This is a genomic window from Rhizobium tropici CIAT 899 (assembly GCF_000330885.1).
Taxonomy (GTDB): domain Bacteria; phylum Pseudomonadota; class Alphaproteobacteria; order Rhizobiales; family Rhizobiaceae; genus Rhizobium; species Rhizobium tropici.
Genome location: NC_020059.1, coordinates 3,684,847 through 3,707,367, shown reverse-complemented (window position 1 = coordinate 3,707,367; position 22,521 = coordinate 3,684,847). Strand labels below are relative to the sequence as shown.

Below are 22,521 nucleotides of genomic sequence, written 5' to 3'. Positions count from 1 at the left end.
GGGAGGATTGAACCATGGTTAGCAAAGTTGCAGAGGCGGCCGCCCCGGCAGTCACACGGCCAAAAAGGCGCCGCGTGCCGCCCGAACTCGGCATCTTCCTGGTGCTGATCGGCATTGCGCTTCTCTGCGAAATCCTCGGTTGGATCTTCGTCGGCCAGAGCTTCCTGATGAACCTGCAGCGCCTGAAGATCATGATCCTGCAGGTGTCGGTCATCGGCATCATCTCGGTCGGCGTGACGCAGGTCATCATCACGGGCGGCATCGACCTCTCGTCCGGCTCTGTCGTTGGCCTCACGGCCATGGTCGCCGCGAGCTTCGCACAGTCGTCGACATGGGCGCGGGCCGTTTATCCCGCACTGACCGATATGCCCTTCTTCGTGCCGATCGGCATCGGCCTGCTGATCGGTCTTCTTGCCGGCTACATCAACGGCCAGCTGATCACCAAGACCAAGATCCCGCCCTTCATCGCGACACTTGGCATGATGGTCTCGGCACGCGGCCTGTCAAAACTCTACACCAAGGGCCAGCCGATTTCTGGCCTCACCGACCAGTTCAATTTCATCGGTTCCGGCATCTGGCCCGTCATCGTCTTCCTGATCATCGCAATCGCGTTCCACATCGTGCTGCGCTATACGCGCTACGGCAAGTTCACCTACGCCATCGGCGCCAACGTGCAGGCGGCGCGCGTCTCGGGCATCAATGTCGAGGCGCATCTGGTCAAGGTCTATGCGATCGCCGGGCTTCTGGCGGGCCTTGCAGGCATCATCACCGCCGCCCGCGTGCAGACGGCGCAGGCCGGCATGGGCGTCAATTATGAGCTGGATGCGATCGCAGCTGCTGTCATCGGCGGCACGTCGCTGACCGGCGGCGTCGGCCGCATCGCCGGCACCGTGATCGGCACCGTCATTCTCGGTGTGATGATCTCCGGCTTCACCTTCCTCAACGTCGATGCCTATTATCAGGAAATCGCCAAGGGCTTCATCATCGTCGCGGCCGTTGCCATCGACGTCTACCGCCAGAAGAAGCGGGCCAAGCGCTGAAATGCCCGACACATCATCAGCGTTATAAAGCATGCCTTCAAGGCGGGGTATTTGCCCCGCCTTTTTCCATTCGAATATGCCGTTCCATGCAAATGCAAATTTTTTTCATTTGGGTATGGCGAATCCTGTCAGCTTTTCTATTCTGGCCGCTTTCCATTCGCTCACTCGAGCGCTTCATCCGGGATAGAAAATGCAAGCCGTATTCGATGGTCATAACGACGTTCTCTTGAGGCTCTGGCATCACGCGCGCGACGGCGCCGATCCGGTTGCCGAATTCAGGGATGGTACGTCGAGCGGCCATATCGATGCTCCGCGTGCGCGTGCGGGCGCTCTCGCCGGTGGTCTTTGCGCCATTTACATCCCGTCGGGCGATCTCGTCTTTGCCGATCCCGATAGCAATGGCCACTATGCCACGTCTTTGGCTGCTCCGCTGGAGCGTGCGCCTTCCCTGGATATCGCTCTCGAAATGGCGGCGATCGCGCTGCGCCTCGACCGCGCCGGCGCCTGGAAGCTCTGCCGTTCCACCGCCGAGATTCGCGATTGCATGGAGAAAAGAATTTTCGCGGCCGTGATGCATATGGAAGGCTGCGAAGCGATCGACGCCGATCTCGTCGCACTTGAAACCTTCTATGCTGCCGGCCTGCGTTCGCTCGGACCAGTCTGGAGCCGCAACAACGTCTTTGCCCATGGTGTGCCCTTCGCCTATCCGAGCACTCCGGACACAGGACCTGGCCTGACCGAGGCCGGCTTTGCGCTGGTGCGCGAATGCAATCGGCTCGGCATCCTCGTCGATCTCGCCCATATCACCGAAAAGGGCTTCTGGGATGTGGCAAAGACTTCGGACCAGCCGCTGGTCGCAAGCCACTCCAATGCACATGCGCTGACGCCGGTCGCGCGCAATCTCACCGACAAGCAGCTCGACGCCATCAAGGAAAGCCGCGGTATCGTCGGCCTCAACTATGCGACGGCGATGTTGCGCGACGATGCGCGCTCGGATGCCGATACGCCGCTCGAGGCGATGGTGCGGCATGTCGATCATCTCGTCGGCCGCCTTGGCATCGATTGCGTCGGCCTCGGATCGGATTTCGACGGCGCCACGATTCCGGCCGAGATCGGCGATGCGGCAGGCAATCAGAAGCTGATTGAAGCCCTTCGGAACGCTGGTTATGGTGAGGCCGATCTTGTAAAGCTGTGCAGGGAGAACTGGCTCCGCGTCCTCGCGTCCGCTTGGAAGGAAGGCAGCCGTTAGAGTGCGTCCTGAATATTGCGTAGAGTTTAAAAAAGGGGAATGAAAACAATGATGATGACCAAGATGAACCGCGGTTTGCGCGCACTGTCTGCCGGCGTGGCTCTCTCGCTTCTGCTGATGGCAGCGCCGAACGCATATGCCGCGACGCCCAAGGACACGCTGGTCGAGGGCTTTGCCTTCGATGATATTCTGAGCATGGATCCGGCCGAAGCCTATGAACTGTCGGCTGCCGAAATCACCGGCAATACCTATAGCCTGCTCGTCCGTCTCGACATCAACGATACGTCGAAGATCAAGGGTGACCTTGCCGAGAGCTGGTCGGTTTCCGACGACCATCTGACCTATACGTTCAAGCTGAAGCCCGGCCTGAAGTTCGCGTCCGGCAACCCGATCACGGCTGAAGACGTTGCATGGTCCTTCGAGCGCGTCGTCAAGCTCAACAAGAGCCCGGCCTTCATTCTCACCCAGTTCGGCATCACGGGCGACAACGTGACGGAGAAGGCCAAGGCAACCGATGCCAACACCTTCACCTTCACCGTCGACAAGCCCTATGCGCCGAGCTTCGTGCTGAACTGCCTGACGGCAACCGTTGCCGAAGTGGTCGACAAGAAGCTGGTTCTTCAGCACGTAAAGCCGGCAACGCCGACTGCCGATTACAAATATGACAACGATTTCGGCAACAGCTGGCTGAAGACCGGCTTTGCCGGTTCCGGTCCGTTCAAGCTGCGTGAATGGCGCGCCAACGAGGCCGTCGTGCTGGAGCGCAATGACAATTACTACGGCGAAAAAGCCAAGCTGAACCGCGTCATCTATCGCTTCATGAAGGAAAGCTCGGCACAGCGCCTGGCGCTTGAAAACGGCGATATCGATATCGCCCGCAACCTGTCTCCGACCGACCTTCAGGCTGTCGAGAAGAACGCGCAGCTCGCTTCGACCAGCGCGCCGAAGGGCACGATCTACTATATGAGCCTCAACCAGAAGAACGCCAATCTGGCCAAGCCGGACGTGCAGCAGGCGTTCAAGTATCTGGTCGATTACGACGCCATCGGCAAGACGCTGATCAAGGGTATCGGCGAGATCCATCAGACTTTCGAACCGAAGGGCATGCTCGGCTCGCTGGATGAAAATCCGTTCAAGCTCGACGTCGCCAAGGCCAAGGAATTGCTGGCCAAGGCAGGCCTGCCCAACGGCTTCTCGATCACCATGGACGTGCGCAGTATCGAGCCGGATACGGGCATCGCGACCGCGATCCAGCAGACGCTCGGCCAGGCCGGCATCAAGGTGGAGATCATCCCTGGTGACGGCAAGCAGAAGCTGACGAAGTATCGTGCCCGCAACCACGATATCTACTTCGGCAACTGGGGCCCGGATTATTGGGATCCCCATTCCAACGCCGATACTTTTACCACCAATGACGACAATTCCGATACCAGCAGCAACAAGACGCTGGTCTGGCGCAACACCTGGACCACTCCCGAACTGGAGAAGCTCGCCAAGGCTGCGCTCTTCGAAGGCGATGCGGCCAAGCGTGGCGCCATGTATCAGGACATCCAGAAGAAATTCCTGGAAGCAAGCCCCTTCATCATCCTCTATCAGCAGACGGAAGTCGCCGGCTATCGCAAGGACGTGAAGGACTTCAAGCTTGGTCCGAGCTTCGACAACAACTTCGTCTGGCCGATCTCCAAGTAATGATCCGGCAGGACTAGGTCTTTGAGCACTGTCGAACGAAAAATGCAGGTGCGGCCCCAAAAGAGCCGTGCCGCTCCATTCTTCATGGGTCTGCTGCGATTTTTGGTCGTGGCCGTCACCACCTATCTCGGCCTACTCGCCGTCACCTTCTTCATCGGACGCGTCATACCGATCGATCCGGCGCTGGCGATCGCCGGCGATCACGCGCCGCAGCAGATATTGGAACGCCTGCGGCGCGAGATGCATCTCGACCAGCCGCTTTATCTGCAGTTCTATTATTATCTCGTGAGCGCGCTCAGCGGCGATTTCGGTACGTCGGTTCTGACAACCAATCCGGTCATGGATGACATCAGGCGCGTCTTTCCGGCGACGATGGAGCTTGCGACGGTCGGCACGATCATCGGAGCCCTGTTCGGGGTTCCCTTCGGTGTCCTTGCCGCCGTGCGCCGCAACAGCTTCATCGACCAGATCGTCCGCGTGATCGGCCTCGTCGGCTATTCCGTGCCGGTCTTCTGGCTGGCCATGGTCTCGCTCGTCATCTTCTATGCGAAGCTGAACTGGGTGGCCTATCCCGGCCGCATCGACATCGCCTATGAATATAGTTTTACGCCGATTACGGGCTTTTTCCTGCTCGACAGCGCTCTGCAGGGGCAATGGGATGTCTTCTGGGACGTGTTCCGCCACATCATCCTGCCGGCTTCGCTGCTCGGCTATTTCTCGCTTGCCTATATTAGCCGCATGACCCGTAGCTTCATGCTGAGCGAGCTGGGTCAGGAATATATCGTCGCGGCCCGCGCCAAGGGTCTTTCCGAGACGCGGGTGATCTGGGGCCATGCCCTGCGCAGCGCCGCCGTGCCGCTGATCACGGTAATCGCGCTCTCCTATGCCGGGCTGCTCGAGGGATCCGTGCTGACGGAGATCGTGTTCTCCTGGCCGGGCATCGGCTTCTATATCACCAGCTCGCTGCGCAATGCCGACATGAATGCCGTTCTCGGCGGCACCATCGTCGTTGGCACGGTGTTCATCGGCATCAATCTGATTTCCGATCTTCTGTATCGGACGCTCGACCCAAGGACGCGACGTAAATGACTGTCGAGACCACCCAACCCAGCTTGAGGGACTGGCTGCTCTCCGATCGGCCGCAGTCGCGCCGGCAGGCGAGACTCGGGCGCGCTTACGTTACCTGGCGTCAGTTTTCCGCCAATCGTCTGGCCGTGATCGGGCTGCTCATCATCATCGCGCTCGTGCTGGTGGCAGCACTTGCCGATGTCATCGCCCCGCATTCGCCCGTGATCGGCGACCTGACCAATGCCTATCTGAAGCCCCCCGGCACGCCGGGCTATCTTCTCGGCACCGACGATCTCGGGCGCGATATCCTTTCGCGCCTCATATACGGTTCGCGCTGGACGCTCTATATCGTCGTCCTGGTCGCGATCATCTCGGCGCCGATCGGGCTGATCATCGGCATGGTGTCGGGCTATCTTGGCGGCTGGGTCGATGTGATCCTGATGCGCATCACCGATATCTTCCTCGCCTTCCCGAAACTGGTGCTGGCGCTTGCATTCGCCGGCGCGCTCGGCGCGGGCATCGAGAACGCCGTCATCGCGATCGCCATCACCTCGTGGCCCCCCTATGCGCGCCTGGCGCGGGCCGAGACGATGACGGTGCGGCGTTCGGACTATATCGCCGCCGTGCAGCTCATGGGTGCCTCGCCGCTGCGTATCATCTTTCGCCATGTCATGCCGCTCTGCATCTCCTCGGTGATCGTCCGCGTTACGCTCGACATGGCCGGCGTCATCCTGACGGCGGCCGGCCTCGGTTTCCTCGGTCTCGGCGCGCAGCCGCCGCTGCCGGAATGGGGCGTGATGATCGCAAGTGGCTTCAAATACTATCTCGATCAATGGTGGGTGGCGGCCATGCCCGGTATCGCGATCCTCATCGTCAGCCTCGGCTTCAACCTGCTCGGCGATGGCCTGCGCGATGCGCTCGATCCGAAGGAGAGCGGGCAATGACGACACTTTTGACCGTCGAGAACCTCAGGGTTCGCTATCCCACCCGTACCGGCGTCATCGATGCCGTGCGCGGCGTCTCCTTCACGCTCGGCCGCGAGCGGCTTGGTATCGTCGGCGAAAGCGGTTCGGGCAAATCGCAGACCGGCCGCGCGATCATGGGATTAACGCCGCCGCATGGCATCGTCACCGCCGACAGGCTCAATTTCAGCGGCATCGACCTCCTGTCGATTTCGGCCAGGGAACGCCGGTCGCTGCGCGGCAAGCGCATCGCCATGGTGCTTCAGGACCCGAAATATTCGCTCGACCCGGTCATGACCATCGGCAGGCAGATCACCGAGACGCTACGCACGCATGAGAAGGTGAGCAAGGCCGAAGCGCGTGACCGCGCGCTTGCTATGCTGGAAGCCGTGCAGATCCGCGATCCAAGCCGTGTCTATGATCTGCATCCGCACGAGGTCTCGGGCGGCATGGGCCAGCGCGTCATGATCGCCATGATGCTGATCGCCGGGCCGGAGTTGCTGATCGCCGACGAGCCGACCTCGGCGCTCGACGTCACCGTCCAGCTTGATGTCCTCAAGATCATGGACAGGCTCGTCTCCGAGCGTGGCATGGGGCTGATTTTCGTCTCGCACGACCTGCGGCTGGTGTCGTCCTTCTGCGACCGGGTGATCGTCATGTATGCGGGTAAGGTGGTGGAAGAACTCAAGGCTTCCGAATTGAACAATGCCCAGCATCCTTATACGCGCGGCCTGCTGAACTGCATGCCCGTCATCGGCGAAAACCGGCATCCGCTGCCGGTGCTCGACCGCAAGCCGGAGTGGGCGGCATGACGGTGGCGCTTTCAGTTGACGGTCTCAGCGTCGTCTATGACGGTTATTATGCGCTCGATGCCGTCGGCGTCGAGGTCAACAGGGGCGAATCCTTCGGTCTGGTCGGCGAGTCCGGTTCCGGAAAGTCGACGTTGCTGCGCGCCGTTGCCGGTCTTGCGCCCGTCACGGACGGCAAGATCCAGGTTGGCGGCGAGCAGCTGAAGGGCACCAGGCGCAGCAAGGCCTTCTATCGCCAGGTGCAGATGGTGTTCCAGGACCCCTATGGCTCCCTGCATCCGCGCCAGACGATCGATCGGCTGCTGCTGGAGCCCTTATCGATTCATGGGATCGGTGACACGGAAACCCGGATCGCCAGGGCACTGGACGAAGTCGGCCTCGGAAAGGGCTTCCGCTTCCGCTACCCGCACCAGCTCTCCGGCGGCCAGCGCCAGCGTGTCGCCATTGCCCGCGCGCTGATCGTCGAACCGTCGATCCTGCTGCTCGACGAGCCGACCTCGGCGCTCGATGCCTCGGTGCAAGCCGAAGTTCTGAACCTGCTCGAGCAGGTGCGCAAAGACCGCCATCTGACCTTCGTGATGGTGAGCCACGATCTCGGCGTCATCACCCACATGTGCGAGCGACTTGCCGTCATGCGCAACGGCGCTGTCGTCGAGAGATTGAGCGCCAGCGAGCTTTCGGCAGGCGACGTTAAGGAAGACTACACGCGCAATCTGATGGTCGCCAGCAAGGGGTTCGTCCGCGCCTAGAGCCTTTCCGCTTTTCTTCGAATCGCGGACAAGCTCTATCTCTTTGGTTTTACGCGATTCCGGACGCAAAACCGCTTCGCGTCTTTGCTGGAGTTGCTCTTAGCGGGCGGCTTTGCGCCCCCACGGCACGTTAACGAACGGGCCGTTTAAACACGACCAATCGTATAGACTATTGACACCTGCCGCAATTCTGTCATGATCTCGTTAATGGCAGTTAACTTTCGTGATCCCGATGACGGGTCAGACGTTAAGTGGAGGCAGGCATGTTTTTCATGGGTGGCATGACCATGGGCTATCTTCATCCGCCGGTTCCGGCGAAACGGGAAGGTGCACGGTCCGCTACCCTTTCTGACGAAAACAGCCGCCGCCAAGCCGGATCTGCCGAAGAGCAGACGGTCGATACGAGCGCTATTGAGCGCAGCTTGATTTGGGCCCGCCGCATTCTTTGCTGATTAGGCGTTGCCGATCTTTCGGGTCCTCGACTTCAAATGGTTTAATTTTTCTCGGCTCGTGTTCTGGACGGAAATTCATCTCTACCTAATTGATAGGAAATGTATGAATATCCGTCGCGGGCTTGACCTGAGAGACATATAAGAAACGAACGGAGGCGACACATGGCGAATTTGGGTATTTCGAATACGCATGTGAATCAGTTCGATGGTTCCAAGCGGGCTGCGAATACGCGGCAAAAGATTCAAACGGCGGTTCACGTCGTCCTGTTTTCGGCTGCATTCCTCTTTGTTGCGGCCATTGTTTGCGGCATCGTCGTTTAAGGTGATGCCTTTGGAAGCGGCAGGGAATACTGCCGCTTGTTTGGCCGACTTCCCCGGCGGCCCCCGGTAAATTCCGCTTCGTTTTCCTGGTATTATTTTGCTGCGCAAAGAAATTTGCCCGGCCGATAGAATGTGCCGTGTGAAAACAGTAAACTTCCCCCAAAATACGCTCGTGTAAGCCGTTGGCGCGTTGCCATTCGGCGGCTCGGCGAGACGCCATGCTATTGCCTATTGCCTCTCTTTCCGGAGCGAAGGCGAATCGCTGCGATGGCATGACAGGGAGGATGTGTCTTGGCCCTGCGGGGTTGCCATTCACAGGCAGGTATGCCGCTCAGTTCTGCGCAGCTTCGGAAAGCGACGCGCTCCGACAGGAATTTGCGAATCTTTTTATGGGGTTCAGTTTAAGTTCATCTTCTGCGGGATATGGAGGATTCAATATGCCGAACCATGCTGAATTTCCGAAACGGGATGAATCAGCCCAGGGAGAATGCCTCATGAACTTGATCGATTGTCGTTGACCTCTGCGGATCGCTGCCGGAACCATCTGGCCGCGTATCCAGTTCACGGGCACCCTTTTGGGAATGATGGCGAATAGTCGCCGTAATCCTTGAAAACCGCCCCGTGAAAATCTTCGCCTATGTATGTTTGTTCTAAGCCGTCACTTCGAATTCACCCCCTTCGCCCGCCGGGAAGCGAAGCAAAAGGGTCCAAATGCGTGAATTCTTGCGTCGGGCAGGGCAAAAACGATAAAGGCGACAATGCCACTCACTCTGTTTGGACCCAGAACCCGAATCCATGACATCTCAAAATCTCTCCACCGTTACGCCGCGCGATTCTGAAGCCAAGCAGATCGATCATAATGATGCGATCCGCGCCACTTATTTCTCCAATGAGCAGATAAAGGAATGCGGCGCGGCCTTCGCCCGTAACGGCGCGAAAACAAAGCTGCCAGGCTTTGCGCCCTTCGATTTCTTCGCCCGGCACAAGGAAAACGAGAAAGAGATCCTGCGCGTCTATCGCTCGGCCAATGCCGATGTCGATGCGGGGGAATCAATCACGCCGGCCGCCGAATGGCTGCTCGACAACCACTACATCATCGAAGAAGCCATTCAGGAAGTCCGCCGCGATTTTCCGAAGAAGTTTTATGACCAGCTGCAGACGCTGACCATCGACGGCATGGTCATGCCGCGCACCATGGCGCTTGCCTGGCTCTACGTCGCCCACACGCATAGCACCGTATCCAATCAGGGGCTGCTGGCGCTCGTCGAAGGTTTCCAGTCGGTGGAGATGCTGAAGATCGGCGAGCTTTGGGCCGTTCCCTCGCTGGTGCGGTATATCCTGGTCGAAAACCTGCGCCGCATTTCGAGCCGTGTCGAGCAGAGCCGCATCACCCGCAAGAAGGCGAATGCCGCCGTCGATGAGCTGATCCGTCTGAACGACGACGCCAAGGTCGAAGAATTCCTGAAGACGCTCGAGCCCTTGACCTCGGACAATACCTTCGCCACGCAGTTCCTCTACCGTCTGCGGGACGGCTCGCATACGTCGGGTCTCGCCGTCACCTGGCTTGAGAAGCGGCTTGCCGAGGCCGGCACCGATGCCGAAAGCGTCATGATGGCCGAGCACAATCGCCTGTCATCCGGCAACGTGACGATGGGCAACATCATCAAGAGCCTGCGTCTCATCGATGACACCGATTGGTCCGTCTGGGTCGAAGAGGTCAGCGCCGTCGACAAGCTGCTCTGGGACGAGACCGACTACGCTAAGCTCGATCCGGGCTCGCGCAACAGCTACCGCCGCCGTATCGAAAAGCTAGCCCGTCGTTCCGACAAGACCGAAATGGAAATCGCTCAGGTCGCCATGGCGATGACCGAAGCCGCCAAGGCATCGGGCGAAGGGCAGGCGCGTGAGCCGAATATCGGCGATTTCATTATGGGTCAGCAGACCCAGAAGCTGGAAAAGGCAATCGGCTACCGTGCGCCCCTTTCGGTGAGCTTCGTGCGTCAATGGCGTAAGCTCAACTGGCTGTCGATTGCAGCCCCGGTGTTGTTCCTGACCGTCGTGGCGCTCGGTATTGTCGGCTATTTCATGCTGCATTCCGGCATGAGCTGGGCCGAGACCATCCTCTTGCTCCTGATGTTCTCGCTGCCGGCATCGGAAGGCGCCACCGGCCTCTTCAATTTCTTCGTCACCATGTATCTGACGCCGGCGCGTCTGGTCGGTTACGAATTCAAGGAAGGCATTCCGGAAGAAGCCCGCACGCTGGTCGTCGTGCCCACGCTGATCGGCAACCGCGACAGCGTCGACGAACTCGTGCGCAATCTCGAAGTCCACTACCTCGCCAATCCGGGCGGCGAGATCTATTACGCGCTGCTCAGCGACTGGCCCGACAGCCAGGAGGAAGAGAGCGAGCGCGATCTGGAAATCCTCGATTATGCCCGCCGCGAAGTGGCCAATCTGGCTGCCCGCTACGATGAAGATGGCATCCAGCGCTTCTACCTGCTGCATCGCCGCCGTCTCTATAATCCGTCCGAAGGTGCGTGGATGGGCTGGGAGCGCAAGCGCGGCAAGCTGCACGAGCTGAACATGCTGCTGCGCGGCGACCGCGACACCACCTTCCTGCCCGGCGCCAATATCGTGCCGAAGGACGTGCAGTATGTCATGACGCTCGATTCCGATACGCGTCTGGTGCGCGATACCGTGACGAAGCTCGTCGGCAAGCTGCATCACCCGATCAATCGTCCGGTTTTCGATCCCGAGAGCAAGCGCGTCGTGCGCGGCTACGGCGTGCTGCAGCCGCGCGTCACCCCGTCCTTGACCACGGGCAAGGATGCGTCGGTGTTCCAGCGCGTCTTCTCGGTCAACCGCGGCCTCGACCCTTACGTCTTCGCCGTTTCCGACGTCTATCAGGATCTGGTCGAAGAAGGCACCTTCACCGGCAAGGGCCTCTATCATGTCGATGCCTTCGAAGCGTCGCTGAAGGGCAAGATCGACGAAAACGCTGTTCTCAGCCACGATCTGCTCGAAGGCTCGATGGCGCGCTGCGCCCTCGTCACCGACTGCGAACTGGTCGAAGACTTCCCGATCCGCTACGAAGTGGAAGTCTCGCGCCAGCATCGCTGGGCGCGTGGCGACTGGCAGCTGCTTCCCTATCTCTTCAACCCCAAGCGCGGCGTCACCGGCCTCGGCCGCTGGAAGATGATGGACAATCTGCGTCGCTCGCTGACGCCGATCGCCTGGTTCTTCGCCTCCGTGCTCGGCTGGTATTTCATGGAACCGCTGGCGGCGCTCATCTGGCAGATCCTGCTGATCTTCTGCCTGTTCGTCGCGCCGACGCTGTCGCTTATCAACGGCATCATTCCGCGCAGCAGCGATATCGTAGCGCGCGCGCATCTCTACACGGTCTGGTCGGATATCCGTGCCGCCAATGCCCAGGTCGCGCTGCGCATCGTCTTCATCGCCGACGCCGCCTGCGTCATGGCCGATGCCATCGGCCGTTCGCTCTACCGGGCCTTCGTCAGCCGCAAGCTGATGCTGCAATGGCGGACCGCCGCCAGCGCCCAGGCTGCCGCGCAAACGACCATTCTCGGCCATTACCGCGTCATGTGGCATGCGCCAGTGCTTGCGCTGCTTGCTCTTGCCTTCGCGTCCCTCTCCGGCGACAACGCCTTCTTCGTCGGCATTCCCTTTGCGCTGCTTTGGGTCCTGTCGCCGGCGATCGCCTGGTATGTCAGCCAGTCGGCCGAGACTGAAGACCGGCTGGAAGTGCCGGAAAGCGTTTCGTTCGAACTGCGCAAGATCGCGCGGCGCACTTGGCGTTATTTCGAAACCTTCGTCGTCGAACAGCAGAACCATCTGCCGCCCGACAACGTGCAGCAGACCCCGAATGCGGTCGTGGCATCACGCACGTCGCCGACCAATATCGGTGTCTACCTGCTGTCGGTCATCTCGGCGCGCCATTTCGGCTGGACCTCCTTCGAGGAAACCATCGATCGCATGGAAAAGACCATGGCGACCGTGGCAAAGCTCGAAAAGTTCCGCGGGCACCTGTGCAACTGGTATCACACCGATACGCTGAAGCCGATGGGCGCACGCTACATCTCGGCTGTCGATAGCGGCAATTTCGCCGGCCATCTGATCGCTGTCTCGTCCGCTTGCCGCATCTGGGCGGAAGCACCATCAGCGCATATGCAGGGCAATCTCGATGGTATCGGCGATGTCGCCGGTATTCTCGCCGAAACCCTTGCCGAGCTTCCGGATGACCGCAAGACGGTTCGCCCCCTGCGCCGCCGCCTGGAAGAGCGCATCGTCGGCTTCCAGAACGCGCTTGCTGCCGTCAAGCGCGAGCACGAATTCGCCTCGATCCGCGTCATCAACCTGTCGGTTCTGGCGCAGGACATTCAGAAGCTGGCGGCAAACCTCGACCATGAGGTGAAGTCGACGCAGAGCGGCGAGGTGCTCACCTGGTCGCAATCGCTGGTGAAGGTTTGTGAAGGCCATATCGCCGACAGCATCTTCGATCTCGCCAATGTGGATTCGCTGCGCCAGCGCCTGGCGAAATTGCGCGATCAGATGCGCGAACTCGCCTTCGGCATGGAATACGCCTTCCTCTATCGTCCGGAGCGGCGCCTGCTTTCCATCGGCTTCCGCGTCGAAACCAATGAGCTCGATGCCGCCTGCTACGACCTTCTGGCCTCCGAAGCACGCCTCACCAGCCTTTTCGCCATCGCCAAGGGCGATCTGCCGACGGAGCATTGGTATCGCCTCGGCCGCCAGGTCGTGCCCGTGGGTTCGCGCGGTGCGCTGGTCTCCTGGTCCGGCTCGATGTTCGAATATCTGATGCCGCCGCTCGTCATGCAGGAGCGCCAGGGCGGTATCCTCAACCAGACGAACAATCTGGTCGTGCAGGAACAGATGAACTACGCCAAGCGCCTTGGCTCCGATATCCCCTGGGGCATTTCGGAAGCGGCCTTCAACGCCCGCGACCATTACATGCACTACCAGTACACCAATTTCGGCGTACCATCGCTTGGTCTGAAGCGCGGCCTCGGCCAGAACGCCGTCATCGCGCCTTATGCCTCGATCCTCGCCAGTCAGTATCGTCCGGCTGCGGCGCTGGAAAATCTGCAGAAACTGCGCAAGGTCGGCGCTCTCGGCATCTACGGCTTCCACGATGCCGTCGATTTCACGCCGACCCGCGTTCCCGAAGGCAAGAAGTGCGCGGTGGTCTACAACTACTATGCGCACCATCACGGCATGTCGATCGCCGCGATCGCCAACGTCGCCTTCAACGGCCGCCTGCGCGAACTATTCCATGCCGATCCGGTGATCGAAGCGGCCGAACTGCTGCTGCAGGAAAAGGCGCCGCGCGATATTCCGGTCATGGCCGCCAAGCACGAGAGCGACCAGCCGGCGAATATCCAGGAAGACATGCTGCGTCCGGAAATCCGCAAGATCGCCGATCCGGCCACGCAGGATCGCGAGCTCGCCTTCCTTTCAAACGGCCATTATTCGGTCATGCTGACCGCAACCGGTGCCGGCTACTCGCGCTGGAACGGCCTGACGGTCTCGCGCTGGCGCGCCGACCCGACGGAGGACCGCTGGGGCACCTTCATCTTCCTGCGCGATACCGCTTCCGGCCAATGGTGGTCGGCGACCGCGGAACCGCGTAGCATCGAAGGGGAAAAGGCCAAGGTCGCCTTCAGCGATGAAAAGGTCGAGTACAGCAAGACCGTCGGCGATCTCACCAGTGATGTGGAGTGCATCGTCGCCACCGAGCACGATGCGGAAGGCCGCCGTGTGACGCTGCTCAACATGGGTGCGGAGGACCGCTTCATCGAAGTGACCTCCTATCTCGAGCCGGCGCTGGCGAGTGACGACGTCGATTCCGGTCACCCGGTCTTCACGCGCATGTTCGTGCGCACAGAGATCGGCAACAGCGGTGACGTGATCCGTGCCGAGCGCAACAAGCGCGACTATAACGAGCCGGACATGTCGGTCGCCCATCTGGTCGTCGACAATGCCGGATCGGAACGTCCGACCGAATTCGAAACCGACCGCCGCAAGTTCCTCGGCCGCGGCCGCACGCTTGCGGAAGCTGCAGCCTTCGATCCGGGTGCGACGCTCTCCGGCACGGACGGCTTCACCATGGATGCCTGCCTGTCGCTGCGTCGCGTCGTGCGCGTTCCCGCCGGCAAGAAGGTCAGTGTCATCTTCTGGACCATTGCCGCGCCGAACCGCGAGGAAATCGACAAGGCCGTCGAGCGCTACCGCAATCCCGACACCTTCGGCATCGAGCTCACGCAGGCGTGGACACGTACGCAGATGCAGATGCGCCATGTCGGCGTTACCTCGCAGCAGGCGGCCGCCTTCCAGAAGCTCGCGCGCTATCTGGTCTACCCGGATATGCACCTGCGCGCCGACGGCGCCACCGTGCAGGCCGGCCTGCATTCGCAGTCCGCGCTCTGGCCGGTGACGATCTCGGGCGATTTCCCGATCTTCACCCTGCGCATCAACGACGATATCGACCTCGAAATCGCCCGGGAAGCGCTGATGGCGGCGGAATATCTGCGGTCGCGCGGCATCAGCGCCGATCTGGTGATCGTCAACGAACGCGCCGTCGAGCAGGCCCAGGACATGCAGCGCGAGCTGGACAAGCTCGTCGAGCATGTGCGTCACAACCAGGGCGACGGTCTCAGGCAGAACATCTTCTCGGTGCGCAAGGACCAGATCGAAAACGAGACCTACCAGGAGATCCTTGCCGCATCGCGGGTGATCTTCCATGCCCGCAACGGCAAGCTCGTCGATCAGATCGCGCGCGCGGCGACGCTTTTTGCCTCGACGCAGTCCGATGAAACGACGCCGGTCAATCGCCTTTCCGTGCCGGTCACGCTGCAAGATTCCGTTTTTGCGGCCGAGCCCATCGAGGCGCAGGACGATCTCGATTTCTGGAACGGTTACGGCGGCTTCTCCAAGGACGGCCGCGAATATGTCGTGCGTTTGCCGGGCGGGCAGTCGACGCCGCATCCGTGGGTCAACGTCATCTCGAACGAGCGCTTCGGCTTCCACGTTCCCGCCGAAGGCGGCGGCTTCACCTGGAGCCACAATTCGCGCGACTATCAGCTGACCCCCTGGACCAACGACATGGTCATCAACCGTCCGGGCGAGGCGCTCTATGTCGCCGACCTCGACAGCAGCAAGGTCATGACGCCCTATGCCGGCCTGTCGCGCAATGCGAAGGTCCGTTTCGAGGCCCGTCACGGTCTCGGCTACTCGATCTTCTCGAGCGAAGACGATGGTGTTGCGCTGGAGCTGACGCAGACCGTCGATCGCGATCGTCCGGTCAAGCTCTACCGCCTCCGGCTCAGCAACAAGGGTGCCGGCAGCCGGCGCCTCCGAATTTACAACTACGCCGAATGGGTGCTTGGCACCAATCAGAACAAGACCAGGCCCTTCATCCTGTCGACGCTGGATGAGGAGACGGGTGCGCTGTTTGCCAACAACCCCTACAGCATCGACTACTTCAAGCGGACCGCCTTCATGGCGGCGAGCGAGACGCATTCGAGCTTCTCGGCAAGCCGCCGCGAGTTCATCGGCCGCCATGGCACGATCCAGATGCCGGAAGCCGTCGTTACGGCTGCCGCACTCTCGAACTCGACCGATCTCGACGGCGATCCCTGCGGCGCTCTGGCCTTCGACGTGACGATTGCCGCCGGCGAGCAGAAGGAAATCTGCTTCTATATGGGCGATACGGCGACCGCCGAAGAGGCCCGCGCGTTGGTGTCGGAAATCCGCAAGGCCGATTTCGAGGCCGTGCTTTCGGCAGGGCGGGAGTTCTGGGACGGCTTCACCGGCCATGTGAAGATCTCGACGCCGGACAAGGCGATGAACAACATGATCAACGCCTGGCTGCCCTATCAGAGCCTCGGCTGCCGTATCATGTCGCGTACCGCCTTCTACCAGTCGTCGGGCGCCTTCGGCTTCCGCGACCAGCTGCAGGATACGTTGGCATTCCTGGTGCACAAGCCGGAGCTTGCCCGCAACCAGATCCTCAATGCGGCCCAGCGTCAGTTCCGCGAAGGCGACGTGCAGCATTGGTGGCTGCCGGGCAGCGGCGCCGGCGTGCGTACGCATATCTCGGACGACGTCGTCTGGCTTGCCTATGCCATCGACCAGTACTGCACGGTGACGGGCGACAAGTCGCTCCTCGATGAGGAACTTGCGTTCGTCGAAGGTGCGGCGCTGATGCCCGGCACGCATGACGCCTTCTACCAGCCGACCGTGTCGCAGGACAAAGTCAGCGTCTACGAGCATGCGGCTCTGGCTCTCGATCTCGCGATCAAGCGCAAGGGCGGCAATGGCCTGCCGCTGATCCTCGGCGGCGACTGGAACGACGGCATGAACCGCGTCGGCATCCAGGGCCGCGGTGAGAGCGTCTGGCTCGGCTGGTTCCTGGCCGGCATGCTCACCGCCTTCCTGCCTTATGCCGAAGCACGCGGCGACAAGGAGCGCGTCAAGCGCTGGTCCGATCACCTGCCGGAACTGCGCAAGGCGCTGGAATCTGCCGGTTGGGATGGCGGCCATTATCGCCGCGGCTATTTCGACGATGGCAGCCCGCTCGGCTCCAGCGAGAATTTCGAGTGCCAGATCGATTCGATCGCGCAGTCCTGGAATATTCTCTCCGGCGAAGGCGACAGGGCGCGCGGCGAGAAGGCGATGAATGCCGTTCTCGACAAGCTGGTGGATGACGAAAACCGCATCATCCGGCTGTTCACGCCGCCCTTTGCCAAGTCGGCGCGCGATCCGGGCTACATCAAGTCCTATCCGCCGGGCGTGCGCGAAAATGGCGGCCAGTACACTCACGCGGCCACCTGGGTCGTGATGGCGCTGGCGGAGATGGATCGTGGCGACGATGCCTGGCATTGCTTCGACATGCTGAACCCGATCAATCATGCACGCGATCGTGATCAGGCCGATACCTATCGTGTAGAGCCCTATGTGGTCGCTGCTGATATCTACGGCGAAGGACAGCTGACCGGCCGTGGCGGCTGGACCTGGTACACAGGCTCTGCCGGCTGGCTCTATCGCGTCGCTGTCGAAGGCATTCTCGGCATCCGGGTGAAAAACGGACGACTTTTCGTCAAGCCGGCATTGCCTTCGAACTGGGATGGCTTTGCGGCGGACATCGAGCTGCCGAGCGGAAATTACCGTATTTCCGTCTCAAAAGCGCCCGATGCGGCGGGATACTCGGTCACCATCAATGACAGGGCGATCGTCCATCCCGAAGAGGGCTATCCGATCGGACAGTAGCGTTTCTGCACTGTTTCGCTTCGACGATCGGGGCCAAAAGGGGAACTCTTTGGCCCCGATTGCATTTGAGTGTCGGAACAGGAGAGTTTTATGAATTCGAGGGCGGATATGAGCCCGGTCGCGGCACAACGAGTGAGTTTGCCGAAGCCGGCCTCCCAGAGGGACACCCGACTGGATGTTCTCAGAGCTTTAGCTCTGATCATGATCTTCATAAACCATGTGCCGGGGCAGATTTTCGAGGATTTCACTTCGAAGAATTTCGGCTTCTCCGATGGCGCCGAAGCCTTTGTGCTGATTTCCGGCATGTCGGTCGGCCTTGCCTATGGAACGAGATTTCTTCCGGGCAGTCGGCTGAAGATGGCATGGAAGGCGATCAAGCGCGCCTTCACCCTCTATACGGCGCATATGATCACGACCTTCGTGACCCTGGTACTCTTCATCTCCGGCGCATGGATTTTCCACCAGAAGGGCCTGCTTTGCGAAGTGAATATCCTGGCTCTGCTGATGGATCCGGCGCGCGGCATTCCCGCGCTACTGACGCTCGGACATCAGATCGGCTACAACAATATTCTGCCGATGTACGGCGCCCTGTTCCTCATGCTGCCGCTGATCATGCTGCTGGAGGCGAGGAGCCCCCTGCTTCTGCTCGCAATTTCGGTCGGCGTCTGGCTGGTATCCGGCATCTATTACATCGCGCCGCACACGACGCTGCTTGATGGTTTCTGGTTCCTCAATCCGCTATCCTGGCAGTTGCTTTTCGTCATCGGCTTCGTTGCCAGCATGCATGTCAAGCGCGGCGGGCAAATCCCCGCTCATCCGGTTCTGATCGCGCTGGCTAGCGCCTATGTGCTCGTGTCCTTCATCTGGGTGACCGACAAGCTATGGATACTCGGCGACTACCTCGCCATGCTCGGCCTCCCGACCGTCGTCACCGGCTTCGACAAGACCTTCCTGTCGTTGCCGCGGCTGCTGCATGTTCTGGCGCTCGCCTATCTGATCGTCAGCATCCCCGCCATTTCGGCGTTCCTGCGCCGCTCGGCAAGCCACCCATTGACGATCCTCGGGCGGCATTCGCTGAACATCTTCGTTGCCGGCACCATCCTCGCCATGGCCGGCCAGGTCCTTCTCTACGTGACCAACAAGAGCCCCGTCGTCGGTGCCATCTATGTCGTCTTCGGCATTACCGCACAATTCCTCTATGCCTATCATCTTGAGCATAAGAGGCTTCAGCTTACTGGCCAGCGCACGGCGAAGACGCCTGCGAGGCCGATCGCCATGCCTGCTCATTTCGGAAAGCGTCACTGAGGGCTCAGCCGCGCTGCGTACCTGCGCGGTTGGGCCTGTCGATCTTCCCCCGTTGCCGAGCAGGGCTATCGCATATGGGCGATGGCGGCGATGAGGTAGTCGTCATTCCATGCACATTTGCGGATGCGGTGGCTGATGGGAACTTTGTCGTTATCCGCGTGTTGGAGGATGTTCCTGGCGATGCGATTGACCAGCGCGATGTTGGCGGGAGCGTTGTCTTTTCGGGCTCGGTTCTGATCCTCGCCCAAATGTACGTCGAGCATCCAATGCAGGCCATTTTCGATCTGCCAGTGAGCCCTGGTGAGCTCGAGGGCCTGATGAGGCGACAGCATTGTGGAGGCCATGAACAGGCGTGTTTTGGGCTTGGCGTCATCGCGCTTGCTGGTGATACGGATGAAGGCTTTGTGGCCATCCATCAGGGCTTCGTCCGCGGCCATAACTTCGGCCTGGCGCCATTCATGGCGGCCATGGCTGGTCTCTTTGCATTCGGCGCTGACAGGTGCCGTGGCGGCCAACAATTGCTTGGCGCGCCGATGCCAGGCATGGCGATTTCCCTTGAGGGCAAGAAGATAGTTGCCGCCCCGACTGGTAATTGCTGTTGCCATGCGGGTGTGGCAGTGAAGTGCATCGGCTGTGATCAATCTATCAGTCAGATCAATCAGTTCGATCACTTTGAGAGCGGTCGTGATCTCGTTGTCATCGGCCTTGGGTGTGGCGGCGGCCAGACAGAGCCGAGTGCCGGAGGCAAACGCCGACACCGTCAGCGGCGGAGCATTGGCAAGCCCGGTCTCATAGGCGCGCCGCAAAGCTTTGCCGTCAAGCGCCACCACCTCCTGGACGCCCTGGCGGGCTTGCGAGAAGCCTGCGGCAAAGGCGGCAAAGGCGCGCCCGAAGGCGTCGGGATCGAGGAGCCGCAACAGCCGCGAGAAGGTATCGTGGCTGGGTGCCACATCGTAGTCGATCAGCCGGGACAGCACCTGCCTGCGCTCCTGCGCGAAAAGCGCGAACTCGGTTGCCGAATTGGCACCACACAGGCTCGCGGCGATCATCATCACGATCAGATCGCCGAGCCGATGGCAGGCATTGGCCGCACGGGGATCTGGCACCGCACCGAAATATCCTTCAAGGCACGACATGGCAGTTTCCTTCCGAAAAACTGCCACCTCAAAGAATCCCTTTCACCACACTTCGCAACTCAAAAATCGCCATATGCGATTCCCCTGCGTTGCCGAGGGGGCTGCGGCCCAGCTCTCGAGATTGGCACTGACAACTGGACGGGCCCGCTTAAGCTTCGAGTGCAAGTTCTGATCCGATACCGGGCGGGTGTCGACCTAACTCCAGTCGGCATTCGTCCGTATTGACCTCCGATCAGAAAACGGCGCGGCCTGGTTTTCCCGCCGGGTCTTTCTTCGTATTTGATGGGCTATGTTTTCCGGAGTTGGGTTTCTTACACGCAAAGCCCCTCACCCTAGCCCTCTCCCCGTTGAAACAGGGAGAGGGACCTGTTCCGTGTTTGTGGCACGTGCGGATAAAGGTGCTGATCTTGTGCGGTAAACTTCCTCGCCCCGCTTGCGGGGGAGAGGGCGGGGGTGAGGGGCATACATTGAACATGCCATCGCGCCTGAGCGACAATCGTTACCACGCTCACACCTCGACAGCAAAAAGCCGGAAGAGCATCGCTCTCCCGGCTTTGATCTTGGGCCCCTTGCGAAGATCAGGCGGCTTCGGTTTCCGTTGTGTGTGCCTTGCGGACTTCCTCGTCCGTCAGAATGCCGCTGGCGCGCAGGAGGGCGGCGAAGCGGCCGTTGCTCTGACTGAGCTCGTTGAAGCTGCCGTTCTCGATGATACGGCCGTTGTCCAGGAAGAGGACCATGTCGGCCTCGCGGACCGTCGATAGACGGTGCGCAATGATGAAGGTCGTGCGGTTCTGGCGCAGGTTGTCGATCGCCGTCTTGACCCGATTTTCGGTTTCAACGTCGAGCGCACTTGTCGCTTCATCAAGCACGAGGATCGGCGCATCCTTGAGGATGGCGCGGGCGATGGCGATACGCTGGCGTTCACCACCCGAGAGCTTGTTGCCACGCTCGCCGACGCGGGTATCGTAGCCGCTTTCGCGGGTTTCGATGAAGTCGTTGGCGGCGGCGGCCTGGGCGGCACGGATCATTTCCTCCTGCGTCGCGCCTTCGCGGCCGAGGCGGATGTTGTCGCTGATCGAACGGTTCAGCAGGCCGGCATCCTGGAAGACGGTGGCGATGAAGCGGCGCAGCGACTTGCGGGTCACCTTGGTGATGTCGTGACCGTCGACCAGGATCTGGCCGCTCTGCGGATCGAAGACACGCTGCAGCAGGTTGACGAGCGTCGTCTTACCGGCGCCGGTCGGACCGACGATGGCGACTGTCTGGCCAGCCTTCACCTTGAAGGAGATGTCGTGCAGGCCCTGCGACGAATTGGCGAAGCCGAAGGAGACATCGCGGAATTCCACTTCGCCCTTGACGTCCTTGATTTCGGCAAGGCCGGCCGGCTCTTCGCGGTCGCGAACCGAATCTTCCAGCGTGTAGAAGTCTTCGAGCTTGGCGCGGGCCTCGAAAATCTGGTTGGCGAAGTTGCGCAGCTGCTCCAGGCGGCCGATCAGCACGTTGGCGAAGGCGATGAAGGTAATGAGCGCGCCGAGGCTCAGGCTGCCATCCTGGACGAGAACGGTGCCGATCATCAGGATCGCCATCATGGCGACGGTCGAAGCCGTGCGGTTCAATGCGCCGGCAAGCGCCCACCAGTCGAGCACCGGATACTGGGCCTCCAACAGGCGTTCGGTGAAGGACTTCAGCGCCTTGGTTTCAGCTTCGATGCGGTTGTAGCTGTGCAGCACCGACACGTTGCTGATCGAGTCGCTCACATGCGAGAAGACAGTGTTGTAGTGGCTTTCGACCGAAGTCTGGCCATCCTTCGTGCGGCTCATGACCACACGACCGATGATCCAGTAGAAGACGCCGAGCAGGACAAGGACTGCGGACAGGCGCAGGTCCATGGCCATGGCCGTCGGGATCATGATGACGAGCGCGACGGCGGTCGTGAGGTGGTTGCGCATGAATTCGAGCCACAGGCCGAACAGCGCTTCGCAGGCGCGCAGCAGCGTGTTCAGCGCGCTCGCCGTGCCGCGCTGGCTGTGCCAGGAGAGCGGCATCGAGATGATGCGGCCGAATGCTTCGGTGAGCAGGGAGGCGCGGCGGCCATGGGCAAGGCGATCGGCCTCACGGGACACCACGATGAAGGCGACAGCACTGAAGACCGCGAAGCCCGCCCACAGCATCATGGTCGGCGTGACGGCTTCCTTCTTGGCAATGGCGTCGAAGATGCGGCCGAACAGAACCGGTTCGTAGATGGTGGTCATCGCAAGCGCGATGTTTGCGATCACGACCATCCATACGCGGTATCGATACGCGCCAAGATACTTCAGGGCTCTTGCATAGACTTTGAACAGTGACACGTCAGGCACCCTCTGTGCATCAGCAAAACTCGGAATGCTGCGACACTACAGATCGGTACCTGAACCGGCGATTAACGGAATCTGAAG

Annotated in this window: 12 protein-coding genes; 10 read left to right on the top strand and 2 right to left on the bottom strand. The window is 60.7% G+C overall.

The annotated features are described in order from the left end of the window. Positions 1-14: 14 nt before the first annotated feature. The 10 genes from RTCIAT899_RS18035 to RTCIAT899_RS17990 all read left to right on the top strand — a co-directional run bounded on the left by RTCIAT899_RS18035 (position 15) and on the right by RTCIAT899_RS17990 (position 18,950). On the top strand, positions 15-1,040 hold the full coding sequence (locus RTCIAT899_RS18035) for an ABC transporter permease (protein WP_041677729.1): 1,026 nt from the start codon (positions 15-17) through the stop codon (positions 1,038-1,040). A 190-nt stretch (positions 1,041-1,230) separates the two neighbouring features. After that, on the top strand, positions 1,231-2,289 hold the full coding sequence (locus RTCIAT899_RS18030) for a dipeptidase (protein ID WP_015341673.1): 1,059 nt from the start codon (positions 1,231-1,233) through the stop codon (positions 2,287-2,289). Between the two features lie 48 nt (positions 2,290-2,337). After that, positions 2,338-3,978: an ABC transporter substrate-binding protein gene (locus RTCIAT899_RS18025; protein WP_041677728.1), complete on the top strand. Its 1,641-nt coding sequence runs from the start codon at positions 2,338-2,340 to the stop codon at positions 3,976-3,978. Positions 3,979-4,020: 42 nt separating this feature from the next. Next, the gene (locus RTCIAT899_RS18020; protein ID WP_015341671.1) at positions 4,021-5,067 is read left to right on the top strand and encodes an ABC transporter permease; all 1,047 of its coding nucleotides are present in this window, start codon (positions 4,021-4,023) and stop codon (positions 5,065-5,067) included. Continuing rightward, positions 5,064-5,990 carry an ABC transporter permease gene (locus tag RTCIAT899_RS18015; RefSeq protein WP_041677726.1) on the top strand — a complete coding sequence of 309 codons (927 nt, stop codon included), beginning with the start codon at positions 5,064-5,066 and terminating at the stop codon, positions 5,988-5,990. The genes RTCIAT899_RS18020 and RTCIAT899_RS18015 overlap by 4 nt, the downstream gene beginning before the upstream one ends. Further along, positions 5,987-6,820 (top strand): ABC transporter ATP-binding protein, encoded by an 834-nt coding sequence (locus RTCIAT899_RS18010; RefSeq protein ID WP_015341669.1) that lies wholly within the window; start codon positions 5,987-5,989, stop codon positions 6,818-6,820. The genes RTCIAT899_RS18015 and RTCIAT899_RS18010 overlap by 4 nt, the downstream gene beginning before the upstream one ends. Continuing rightward, positions 6,817-7,566, top strand: coding sequence for an ABC transporter ATP-binding protein (locus RTCIAT899_RS18005; RefSeq protein WP_015341668.1), 750 nt, complete (start codon positions 6,817-6,819; stop codon positions 7,564-7,566). The genes RTCIAT899_RS18010 and RTCIAT899_RS18005 overlap by 4 nt, the downstream gene beginning before the upstream one ends. 263 nt (positions 7,567-7,829) lie before the next feature. After that, positions 7,830-8,018 (top strand): hypothetical protein, encoded by a 189-nt coding sequence (locus tag RTCIAT899_RS18000; protein WP_015341667.1) that lies wholly within the window; start codon positions 7,830-7,832, stop codon positions 8,016-8,018. A 1,116-nt stretch (positions 8,019-9,134) separates the two neighbouring features. Further along, on the top strand, positions 9,135-17,645 hold the full coding sequence (locus RTCIAT899_RS17995) for a glycoside hydrolase family 94 protein (protein WP_015341665.1): 8,511 nt from the start codon (positions 9,135-9,137) through the stop codon (positions 17,643-17,645). A gap of 90 nt (positions 17,646-17,735) precedes the next feature. Beyond that, positions 17,736-18,950, top strand: a complete 1,215-nt coding sequence (locus tag RTCIAT899_RS17990) for an OpgC family protein (RefSeq protein ID WP_051043241.1) — start codon at positions 17,736-17,738, stop codon at positions 18,948-18,950. Between the two features lie 65 nt (positions 18,951-19,015). On the opposite strand, the gene RTCIAT899_RS17985 is transcribed toward RTCIAT899_RS17990, so the two are convergent. Both RTCIAT899_RS17985 and RTCIAT899_RS17980 read right to left on the bottom strand, forming a co-directional pair. Continuing rightward, on the bottom strand, positions 19,016-20,086 hold the full coding sequence (locus tag RTCIAT899_RS17985) for an ISAs1 family transposase (RefSeq protein WP_015341663.1): 1,071 nt from the start codon (positions 20,084-20,086) through the stop codon (positions 19,016-19,018). Between the two features lie 578 nt (positions 20,087-20,664). After that, positions 20,665-22,434, bottom strand: a complete 1,770-nt coding sequence (locus RTCIAT899_RS17980) for a glucan ABC transporter ATP-binding protein/ permease (protein ID WP_041677725.1) — start codon at positions 22,432-22,434, stop codon at positions 20,665-20,667. Positions 22,435-22,521 lie beyond the last annotated feature (87 nt).

Coding starts and splice junctions, on each gene's coding strand:
- RTCIAT899_RS18015 (WP_041677726.1), top strand. CDS start 5,064: ATGACTGTCGAGACCACCCAACCCAGCTTGAGGGACTGGCTGCTCTCC.
- RTCIAT899_RS18020 (WP_015341671.1), top strand. CDS start 4,021: ATGCAGGTGCGGCCCCAAAAGAGCCGTGCCGCTCCATTCTTCATGGGT.
- RTCIAT899_RS18030 (WP_015341673.1), top strand. CDS start 1,231: ATGCAAGCCGTATTCGATGGTCATAACGACGTTCTCTTGAGGCTCTGG.
- RTCIAT899_RS18025 (WP_041677728.1), top strand. CDS start 2,338: ATGATGATGACCAAGATGAACCGCGGTTTGCGCGCACTGTCTGCCGGC.
- RTCIAT899_RS17985 (WP_015341663.1), bottom strand. CDS start 20,086: ATGTCGTGCCTTGAAGGATATTTCGGTGCGGTGCCAGATCCCCGTGCG.
- RTCIAT899_RS18005 (WP_015341668.1), top strand. CDS start 6,817: ATGACGGTGGCGCTTTCAGTTGACGGTCTCAGCGTCGTCTATGACGGT.
- RTCIAT899_RS18010 (WP_015341669.1), top strand. CDS start 5,987: ATGACGACACTTTTGACCGTCGAGAACCTCAGGGTTCGCTATCCCACC.
- RTCIAT899_RS18035 (WP_041677729.1), top strand. CDS start 15: ATGGTTAGCAAAGTTGCAGAGGCGGCCGCCCCGGCAGTCACACGGCCA.
- RTCIAT899_RS17990 (WP_051043241.1), top strand. CDS start 17,736: ATGAATTCGAGGGCGGATATGAGCCCGGTCGCGGCACAACGAGTGAGT.
- RTCIAT899_RS17995 (WP_015341665.1), top strand. CDS start 9,135: ATGACATCTCAAAATCTCTCCACCGTTACGCCGCGCGATTCTGAAGCC.
- RTCIAT899_RS18000 (WP_015341667.1), top strand. CDS start 7,830: ATGTTTTTCATGGGTGGCATGACCATGGGCTATCTTCATCCGCCGGTT.